General features: G+C 64.0%; 9 protein-coding genes. 6 read left to right on the plus strand and 3 right to left on the minus strand.

What is annotated here, in order from left to right; genetic code table 11:
- The first annotated feature begins 268 nt into the window (after positions 1-268).
- A complete protein-coding gene (locus JNK99_RS15940) occupies positions 269-556 on the plus strand; it encodes a hypothetical protein (RefSeq protein WP_291854897.1) in 288 nt (95 codons plus the stop codon).
- 41 nt (positions 557-597) lie between these two features.
- Here JNK99_RS15940 and JNK99_RS15945 read toward each other — a convergent pair whose 3' ends face one another.
- Genes JNK99_RS15945 through JNK99_RS15955 form a run of 3 tightly spaced genes read right to left on the minus strand, consistent with a single transcriptional unit; the run spans position 598 to position 4988 of the window.
- Positions 598-1782, minus strand: a complete 1185-nt coding sequence (locus JNK99_RS15945; RefSeq protein ID WP_291854900.1) for an acetate kinase — start codon at positions 1780-1782, stop codon at positions 598-600.
- A gap of 1 nt (position 1783) precedes the next feature.
- Positions 1784-3265: a bifunctional enoyl-CoA hydratase/phosphate acetyltransferase gene (locus tag JNK99_RS15950; RefSeq protein WP_366518774.1), complete on the minus strand. Its 1482-nt coding sequence runs from the start codon at positions 3263-3265 to the stop codon at positions 1784-1786.
- A gap of 1 nt (position 3266) precedes the next feature.
- Entirely contained in the window at positions 3267-4988 is a 1722-nt protein-coding gene (locus tag JNK99_RS15955) for a SulP family inorganic anion transporter (protein ID WP_291854903.1), read from the minus strand.
- 660 nt (positions 4989-5648) lie between these two features.
- On the opposite strand from JNK99_RS15955, the gene JNK99_RS15960 reads away from it, so the two are divergent.
- From JNK99_RS15960 to JNK99_RS15980, 5 genes are all read left to right on the plus strand, one after another.
- Positions 5649-6386, plus strand: a complete 738-nt coding sequence (locus JNK99_RS15960; protein ID WP_291854906.1) for a ParB/Srx family N-terminal domain-containing protein — start codon at positions 5649-5651, stop codon at positions 6384-6386.
- A gap of 96 nt (positions 6387-6482) precedes the next feature.
- On the plus strand, positions 6483-6869 hold the full coding sequence (locus tag JNK99_RS15965; RefSeq protein ID WP_291854908.1) for an anion permease: 387 nt from the start codon (positions 6483-6485) through the stop codon (positions 6867-6869).
- A gap of 74 nt (positions 6870-6943) precedes the next feature.
- Positions 6944-7759 (plus strand): FCD domain-containing protein, encoded by an 816-nt coding sequence (locus tag JNK99_RS15970; RefSeq protein ID WP_291854911.1) that lies wholly within the window; start codon positions 6944-6946, stop codon positions 7757-7759.
- Positions 7756-9237 (plus strand): FAD-linked oxidase C-terminal domain-containing protein, encoded by a 1482-nt coding sequence (locus JNK99_RS15975; protein ID WP_291854914.1) that lies wholly within the window; start codon positions 7756-7758, stop codon positions 9235-9237. The genes JNK99_RS15970 and JNK99_RS15975 overlap by 4 nt, the downstream gene beginning before the upstream one ends.
- The coding region (locus tag JNK99_RS15980) for an FAD-binding protein (RefSeq protein WP_291854917.1) at positions 9237-9482 on the plus strand (246 nt) is incomplete at its 3' end. The genes JNK99_RS15975 and JNK99_RS15980, both read left to right, overlap by 1 nt.

Consider the following 9482-nt stretch of genomic DNA (forward strand, 5'->3'; position numbering starts at 1 on the left):
ACCATTGGAGTGTCCGCAAAGCCTATCGCAGTGCCCTTTCCTGGTTCAAACGCGGCATCCGCCTTCTCTTGAGACGCGCTGCCAGCGCACTGCCTCTTCCCAAGTTCTTTCAGGGGGCCGAAACATGATAGGTGGTAAGGCCGAGCGATGCCTATTGCCTACAGCGCTTGGAAGCTGGCATGATTCCGGTCTCAAGTCTCTGATCCACACGGATGATTGCCGGTGCGTGCTGCGGCGAGTCAGCGTTTCAACCCGAAAGGAGGGTGTAATGAGTCAGGAATCGAACGATCTGGGTGTTGCCACGGTGGTGCTCGAGCGCCTCGAGAAGGAGCGGCTGCCGCGAGCTCTGGATCTCAAGGCCAAGGTTGATGCAGGCGAGACGCTTGACGAAATCGACATCGCATTTCTCGAAAGGGTGTTTGCCGACAACGAGGATGCCAAGCCTTTCCTGGACAGGCATCCGGAGTATCAGGAGCTGGCGGCAAGGATGGCCAGGCTGTTCGAAGAAATCACGGCCAAGGCGCTCGAGAACGAGAAGGCGCAGCCTCAGGGCTGAGTCCTCGCTACGGCCGCTGGTCCGAGGCTCGCAGCGGCTGTTCAGAGCCCGAGCAGCTGACGGGTGTGGCGTGCGATCATCAGTTCTTCGTTGGTCGGCACCACCCACGCCGAAGTCCTGCTACCGGCAAGGCTGATGCGCGGGCCACCCGACGCATTGGTCGCACTGTCAAGCTCGATTCCCGACCAAGCTGCCTGCCGGCAGACCAGTTCGCGGATGCGGGTGCTGTTTTCGCCGATCCCGGCGGTGAACACCAGTGCGTCGAGGCCGCCCAGGACAGCGGCCAGAGCTCCGAGTTCACGGTTGATGCGGTACACAAAGTGATCGATCGCCAGCCGGGCGCGCGTCTCGTCGCTGGCCAGCAGTACGCGCATGTCGTTGCCGATCCCGGACAGGCCGAGCAGGCCGGATTTCTTGTAGAGCAGGTCCTCGATCTGTTTGGCGGAAAGACCTTCCTGCTGTAGCAGGTAGAGCACGATCCCCGGATCCATGTTGCCCGGGCGGGTGCCCATCAGCAGCCCGTCAAGTGCGGTAAAACCCATCGAACTACCGACGCTGCGCCCGCCGTGCATCGCGCACATGCTGGCGCCACTGCCCAGGTGGGCGACCACCACCCGCCCGTCGGCGATCTCGGGCGCGATCTGTGGCAGGCTTGACGCAATGTACTCGTAGGACAGTCCGTGGAAGCCGTAACGCCGGATTCCGCGCTCGTAGTACTCATAAGGCAGACCGTAGAGTTGCGCCACCCTGTCCTGTGTACGGTGGAAGGCGGTGTCGAAGCAGGCCACCTGCGGCAGATCCGGTTGCACTTCCTGCACGGCACGAATGGCGGCCAGGTTGTGCGGCTGGTGCAGCGGCGCCAGGGGGATGAAGGTTTCGAGTTGCTGCATCGCCTGTGGGCTAACCAGCAGCGGTGCCGAGTAATCGGGGCCGCCGTGCACCACACGGTGACCGACCCCGGCCAGGATCCCGCCGTGGAAGCGGGAGCGCAGCAAGCTAGCGATTTGCTGCAGGGCCTGTGCGTGGTTCGATACCTCGCTGTTGCTCCATTGCAGTTCGGCGATGCGCTGGCCGTTGCCGTCCCTCGCTTTCAGTCTTGGCGCCGTGCCGAGGCCTTCCACCTGGCCGACGGCCACGGCGTGCAAGTCACGGTCGGCGGCTACTTCAAAGATCGAGAACTTGAGGCTCGAAGAGCCCGCGTTGAGAACCAGGATGGCGCTCGCCATGTCAGCCTCCGCTCGCTGTCAGGCCGGAGATCGCCGCCGCGCCGGCCATCAGGCAGGCCACCGCGCACGACGCCAGTTTGGTGCGCTGGTTGTCGGCACGACTGGTGAGGATGATCGGCACGCGTGCGCCGAGCACGATCCCCGCGCCATCGGCGTTGCTCATGAAGGTGAGTTGTTTGGCGAGGATGTTGCCGCTGGCCAGATCGGGGACGATCACGATGTCGGGATCACCGGCAACCAACGAGTCGATCTTCTTGATGCGCGCCGCTTCCTTGCTGATCGCGTTGTCCAGCGCCAGCGGACCATCGAGCAGGGCGCCCGTGATCTGGCCGCGATCGGCCATCTTGCACAGCGAGGCCGCGTCGGTCGTGCAGATCATGCGTGAATTGATCGACTCGACGGCGCAGATGATCGCCACTTTTGGCTGCTCGATGCCGAGGACATGGGCCAGATCGATCGCGTTCTGGCAGATGTCGCGCTTGGTGTCGAGGTCAGGCGCGATGTTGATTGCAGCGTCGGTGACGATCAGTGGCTTGTGGTAGGTCGGCACGTCCATCAGGAAGGCGTGCGTGATGCGTCGCTCGGTGCGCAGACCGGTGTTCCGGCTGACCACTTCGGCCATCAGTTCGTCGGTGTGCAGGCTGCCTTTCATCAGTGCCGCAGCCTTGCCGAGGCGAACCAGCTCGACGGCGCGATAGGCTGCGGCATGGCTGTGCGGTACGTCTTCGAGCTGTACGCCGCTGAGGTCGAGCCCGGTCTGTCCGGCAAGTGCCCGCAGTCTGGCCAGCGGGCCGACCAGGATCGGTTCGATCAGACCCTCGCGCTTCGCCTGCAGGGCGGCACCGAGTGACGACTCGTCACAGGGATGCACCACGGCGACCGACACCGGCGGCAGTTGCTGGCAGCGTTCGACGAAACGCCCGAAGTTGTCGTGGCTCTGGATGGAAACCTGTGCCGCGTCGGGGCGCTGCATGATGACCTTGCGTTGCGGCGCGATCACCCGGGCGATACCGGTCATGATCGTGGTGCCTTGCGCATTGACGCCGCGACAGTCGAAACTCACCCGCCGGGTGGCGGCATCCTTGTCCTGGGCAGTGATCGAGATGGTGACGGTCTCGCCGATCGCCAGCGGCGCCAGAAACTCGAGGTTCTGCCCCGCGAGAACGGTGCCCGGGCCGGGCAGTTGCCGGCACAACAGGCCGGACACCTGCGCCCCGAGCCACATGCTGTGGGCGTGCAGATCGGCTGGGCCGATTTGCCGGTCGAGTTCCGAATCGAGGTAAGTCGGATTGATGTCCCCCGAAACGGCGGCAAAAAGCTGAACGTCGCGCAAGCTCAGGGTGTGTTCGGTGCTTGCCGTATCGCCGATCTGGATTTCGTCGAACGGGTGATTCTGCAGGGTGTCGGAGCTCATGATCGGTTCAGCCGGGGGCAGGGTGGTGAACGGGGGTCGGTTGGCTCGCCGCGGGGCGACAGAGCTCATTCTACGCGCTCTCCTTGTCGTCCTCCAGTTGGCTGGCAGAGACCAGTTCATCACGCCCGCGCCATTGACGGATCGCCTGGCGCATGGTCGGGTAGGCGCGCTGGCGCAAGGATTCGTCCGGGTGACCGGTGGTCTCCAGCCAGCGCTCGAACTCGATCTGGCGGCCGGCGAGCGTCAGGACGATGCCCTGCGCGGCGAGTTCGGCGTCGAGTCGTTCGAGGGTATCGATGCCGGTGATGTCGAGATTGGTGACCGGAATCAGGTCGAGTACCACGCGCTCCACAGGCGCCTTCTGGCGGGCGATGGCGTGGTGAACTTCGTTGCGGAAGTGGCCGGCGTTGAAGAAAACCAGCGGACCACAAAAGCGCAGCAGGAGCAGGCCATCGATCGCCTCGGCTTCCGGGAAAAACTGGTGGTTGTAGAGTCCGGCTCGTTGCGGGACGGTGACCAGCTCTTCGAGTGCCGGGCGCGCCACTCGCCGAATGAACATCAGCAGCGCCAGCGTCACGGCCAGCATGATCGCCTTGATCGCACCGAAGGCGAGAACGCCGAGCATGGTGATGGCGCCGAGAACAAGCGCGCCGCGCTCGATCTGGTGATAGCGTCGAAACACCTGCATGTCGAGCAGGGACCAGGAAGCGAAGAGCAGCACCACGCCGAGCGCCGGAATCGGCAGCCAGGCCAGCGAGCCTGTGCCGACCAGCAGCAGCAGGCAGATCGCCAGGGCGGCGATGATGCTGACCATCTGAGTGCGGCCGCCATTGGCGTCGTTGACCGCGGTGCGCGAATCAGCGCCGGTGACGGCGAATCCCTGCGACAGTGCCGAAGCGATGTTGGCCATGCCGAAGGCAGCGAATTCGCGGTCGACATCGATATCGTAGCCATTGCGTTCGGCAAAGCTGCGCGCGGTCAGCATGCCGCTGGTAAACAGGACGAGGGACAGGCCGGCAGCCGAACCGGCGAGGTCGCCGACCTCGTGTAGCGGCAGGTCGGGCCACTCGAGGTCCGGCAGACCGCTGACTACCGGGCCGATCAGGGCCACACCCATCTGATCCAGTCGCAGCAGATAGGCCGCGAGGCCGGCCAGGATCATGGTCACCAGTGAAGCCGGCACACGTTTCGAGACGCGTGGCATCAGCAGCATGACCAGCACACAGCCGCCCGACAACACGACCGTTGGCCAGTGGGCCTGCAATACCAGCTCGGGGATTTCCACGAGCTGCCGAAAGAAGCGGGTGGCTTGCGGTTTGCTGCCGAGAACCTTGCCGACCTGTCCAATCATGATCGAGATCGAGACGCCATTGAGCAGCCCGACCAGGATCGGTCGGGCAAGAAAGTCTGCCAGCCCGCCGAGGCGCAGAAAACTCGCGGCAATGCAGAAAAGGCCGGTGAGCAGAGTCAGGGCAATGGTGAATGAGAGGTACAGCCCGCTGTTGCCTGCCGCCAGTGGCGCGACCACGGCAGCGATCATCGCGCAGGTGGCAGCGTCGGGACCAATGATCAGTTGCCGCGAGGTACCGGCGAGGGCATAAACGACCATCGGCAGGATCGAGGCATAAAGCCCGGTCGACGGACTGAAGCCGGCCAGTTGTGCATAAGCGATGGCCACCGGGATGGCGACCGCCGCCACCGACAAGCCGGCCTTGAAATCGTGCGGCCAATTTGCTGCCTGGTACTTCAGCAACGGCTGCAGCCCGGGCAACAGGCGGTTCAGGTGGGTCATGGCTAGCATCGTGCCCTTTCCAGTTTTCTTTCGATCGAGTCCAGCGACGCCCGGTTGATTGTGCAGGCGGGGGAATTATAACGGAATCGCGCGGGGGTTCGAATCCTTCGTGAGACTGGGGCATGCGCGGTGTGCCTGGGCTTGCTGCCGAGTGCCGGGTGACGGTGCGACGAAAGAGTCGGCTGGCACCGCGCCCCCTCACGCTACACGGAACAGCACGGCAAGATCGGTAAGGTGGAAGTTGCAGAAAGGATGTTGCACGACCCACGCGCTGGGGTAGCAGGGGCGCCGGTGCGGCACCCCGCTCCGTTGGCGTGGTTTTTCGTTCGGGCTGGCTGATGGGGTCGTTTTGCCGTCACCTCCTGCGGCGACCAAAACTCTTGTCGGGTGTGGCCCCTGCGCGGCCTGCAAGTGCGCCACCGCATTCCACGCCAGTTTGTCCTGAATCCTGGTGCCTGCCGGGAAAGCGCCGGGGAATCATTGGTTCAGCGCGTCAATCCGCTTGTTGTTGACATCACCTGTGTTGACGGATCGACGTGGCCTCGGCATGCTCTCTTCCCTGTGGTCACTGGCGACGACCTTGGCTTCGGCAACAGGGGGCCAAGGCGCAAGGACTGCCGGTCAAGGATGTGGGGCCAACAACTACCAAGGAGGAAGGTCATGGATTTCGATTACGAAGAGTTGTCATCCAAGTCGCACCGTGGCGGACACCTGTATCAGGTACGGGTCGCTGACCTGCACCCGACACAGTGCGCGGTCGGGCTCGACGAGGTCCATGCCCGGGCCGAGTCGATCCGCAACAAGAGCAAGGATGAGTTGATGGCCTACCTGATCACCCGACCGGTTCCGGTGGTGATCGGCAATGACAACAAGTTCTGTCTGACGGATCACCACCATCTGGCGCGCGCGGTGTGGGAGGCAGCCAAGAAGGATAACGAGGCGGGCATCGATGAAGACAATGCACGGGTCGTCGTCGAGGTGCTGTACAACTGGCACGTCCTCAAGGACTATGATTTCTGGAAGGCGATGCAAGGCAATGCCTGGGTCTATCTGTTCGATCAGGCGGGCGGGGGCCCCATCCAGCCGGCGAAGTTGCCCAGGCATGTCAAGGATTTGCGCAACGATCCCTACCGCGGCCTCGCGTGGTACGTACGCAGCCACTTCGGCTATTCCAAGAGGCCGGCCGACTTTGCCGAGTTCCAGTGGGCACAGTTCTTCCGCCTGCGATTGATCCTGGATAACCGCCTGCTCAAGAACGAGATCGATGGGGTGGACATCCTGCTCTCGGAAATGAAGGAGGCCGATCGCAACGCGATCGTCGAGCAGGCCATCTACCTTGCCAGAACGCCCGAGGCTGCCGGCTTGCCGGGCTATTCCGGGTTCGTCAGCGGCACCTGACGCGGCGGCGGACAACCGGCGGCGGAGCGCGCTGACCACTTTTCTTTGGCTGGCGGTGTTGTTTGCCTTGAGCGGTTCGCTTCGCTGTTCGGTGATGTGGGCTGGTCGATCGCCTACGTCGTTCTGCTCCTGCTCTACGTGCTGATGCACTACATGTTCGTCAGCCAGTCGGCGCAGACCCTGGCACTGCTCGGCGTTTTTCTCGACGTCGGTGTGCAGACCGGCGTACCCGTGTCTTTGATGGGCTTTGCACCGCCCTTTGCCAGCAGCTACTTCTCGATGCTGACGCCGCAGCGTGGCAGCCAGAACGTCATCTTTGTGGCCAGCGGTTACCTTGATCAGGGGGAGCTGTATCGCCTGGGCTTGTTGGCCACGGCCTTGTGCGCGCTGGTGTTTCTCGTCACGGTACGCCGTGGGTGCTCTGGGTTGGCTGAGCGGCTTACCGAGCATCGTCGCTACCGCCGGCGTGCCGGCCCCTGGTAGACAAAGACCGGTGCTCATCGCAGCGGTAGATCTTTGTAGTATGCTCAAAAGAGTTGTCTGACGACCGGAGCCTCATGGGTACCAATGAGCTGACCAGGATCGCTCGCCGACCGCGTTTGAGCGAGAAAGTGTCCATTGCGCTCGAGGGCAGGATCGCCAGGGGCGAACTCAAGCCGGGAGAGCAACTGCCGGCCGAAAAGATTCTCGCCGAGACGTTCGGCGTCAGTCGTGCCGTCGTGCGCGAAGCGGTCGCGCACTTCGGGGCGGATGGTCGCGTCGAGACGTGGCAGGAGGCAGGCGCCGTTGTCGCACCGGTGTCGAAATGTCTGAACCTTCGCTTCTGGCAGGGTGGTCGTCCGGCAGCGACCGAACTGTGCGAGATCTTCGAGTTGCGTGCGATGATCGAAAGCTCGATTGCCGAGCTGGCGGCGCGCCGCCGCATGCCGGCGGACATTGTCGCGATGCGGCGCCATCTGTCGGCGATGGACGATGCGCTGGCCAGTGGTGGTGATGGTTCCGCGGCCGACGACGATTTTCATCTGGCGATTGCTGCGGTCACCCACAACAGCCATACCTGTCACTTGCTGGAATTCATGGGCCGGCACTTCTCCAACACCCGGCGCCTGGTGTGGACGCTGCCTGGCCGTGTCGTGGATGCGCTGGCGGCGGCACAGGCAGAACACCGGGCGACCTTCGAGGCGATCGCCGCCGGGGATGCCGCTGCTGGCGCGTCGGCGCGCACACGCTCACTTGCGCTGTGCGGCGTTGCGGGTGGGGATCGTACTGGCCCAAGATCTCCTGTGCGCACGGGCCGGGGATGCCGCAGAAACGCAACTGCCGCCGAACAGCGGGTCGGTCGCTGTCATCAACTGACTGAGGACGGAGCATGAGCATGGAAAACACGATTGCCGATCGTCGCTTCACGCTTGACCGGGCAGAGCTGATCAGGCGTTTGCGCGCACTGTTGCCGGCGCATGCACTACTCGCCGAAGAAGAGGACATGCGGCCGTATGACTGCGATGGTCTCACTGCCTATCGGCAGTTGCCGCTGCTGGTGGCCCTGCCGGAGAGCGAAGCGCAGGTGCAGGGCATCCTCAAGGTTTGCCATGAACTGCAGGCGCCGGTTGTCGCGCGCGGTGCCGCCACCGGTCTGTCGGGCGGGGCGACGCCGCATCCCGACGGCGTGCTGATGTCGCTCGCCAAGCTAAAGAGAATCGTCAGCGTCGACCCCGTATCGCGTAGCGCGGTGGTCCAGCCCGGGGTGCGCAATCTGGCAGTCTCCGAGGCGGCTGCACCGTACGGCCTCTATTACGCACCGGACCCCTCGTCGCAGATCGCCTGCACGATCGGTGGCAATGTCGCCGAGAACGCCGGCGGCGTGCACTGCCTCAAGTATGGGTTGACCGTGCACAATGTCCTGCGCATCCGCGCTGTGACGATCGCCGGCGAAATCGTCGAGTTCGGCAACGCGGCCCTCGACGCGCCGGGTTACGATCTGCTGGCCCTGCTCAACGGATCGGAGGGTCTGCTGGCGGTGATCACCGAGGTCACGGTCAGGCTGACTCCCAAGCCTGAACTGGCGCAGGTGGTGATCGCCTCGTTCGCCGATGTGCGCCGGGCTGGTGACGCAGTCGCCAGCATCATTGCCGCCGGCATCATCCCGGCCGGTCTCGAGATGATGGACAGGAAGGCGATCCACGCCGTCGAACCCTACGTCAATGCCGGTTACGACATGGAAGCCGAGGCCATTCTGCTGTGCGAATCGGACGGCACACCGGAAGAGGTCGCCGAGGAGATTGGCCGCATGACGGCGGTGCTCGAGGAGAGCGGTGCGGCGGGCATTCGCGTGTCGCAGAACGAAGCCGAGCGCCTGAAGTTCTGGGCCGGGCGCAAGGCAGCCTTCCCGGCGGTCGGCCGGCTGACGCCCGACTATCTCTGCATGGACGGTACCATCCCGCGCAAACGTCTGGCCGAGATGCTCGACGCGATCGCCGTGCTCTCGACCAAGTATGCGTTGCGTTGTGCCAACGTCTTCCACGCCGGCGACGGCAATCTGCACCCGCTGATCATGTACGATGCCAATCAGGCAGGAGAGCTGGAGCGTGCGGCGGCCTTCGGCGCCGAGATCCTCGAACTCTCGGTTCGTTTCGGTGGCACGATTACCGGCGAGCATGGGGTTGGCATCGAGAAGATCATGCTCATGGCCGAGCAGTTCACGATTGCCGAGATCGATGCCTTCCATCGCGTCAAGGCGGCTTTCGACGAGCGGGGCTTGCTCAATCCAGGCAAGGGCGTGCCGACCCTGGCGCGTTGCCGCGAGTATACCCAGGCGCGCGTTGGCAGCGTCGCCACTTTGCCGAGGTTGTGATGGACACCCTGATCGAGAACTGGATCGCGCGCGTCGCCCAGGCGGCCGGCGTGGGCGGCAGACTGGCCATTCGCGGTGGCGGGAGCAAGGACTTCTACGGTGGTCCGCAACGTGGCGAGGTGCTTGAGGTCGGCGGCCTGCGCGGTATCGTTGCCTACGAGCCGACCGAGCTGGTGGTTACCGTGCGTGCCGGAACGCCGCTCGCCGAACTGGCCGGGACACTGGCCGGAAAAGGCCAGTGGCTG

This window comes from Accumulibacter sp., assembly GCF_016789985.1.
In the GTDB taxonomy this organism is placed as follows: domain Bacteria; phylum Pseudomonadota; class Gammaproteobacteria; order Burkholderiales; family Rhodocyclaceae; genus Accumulibacter.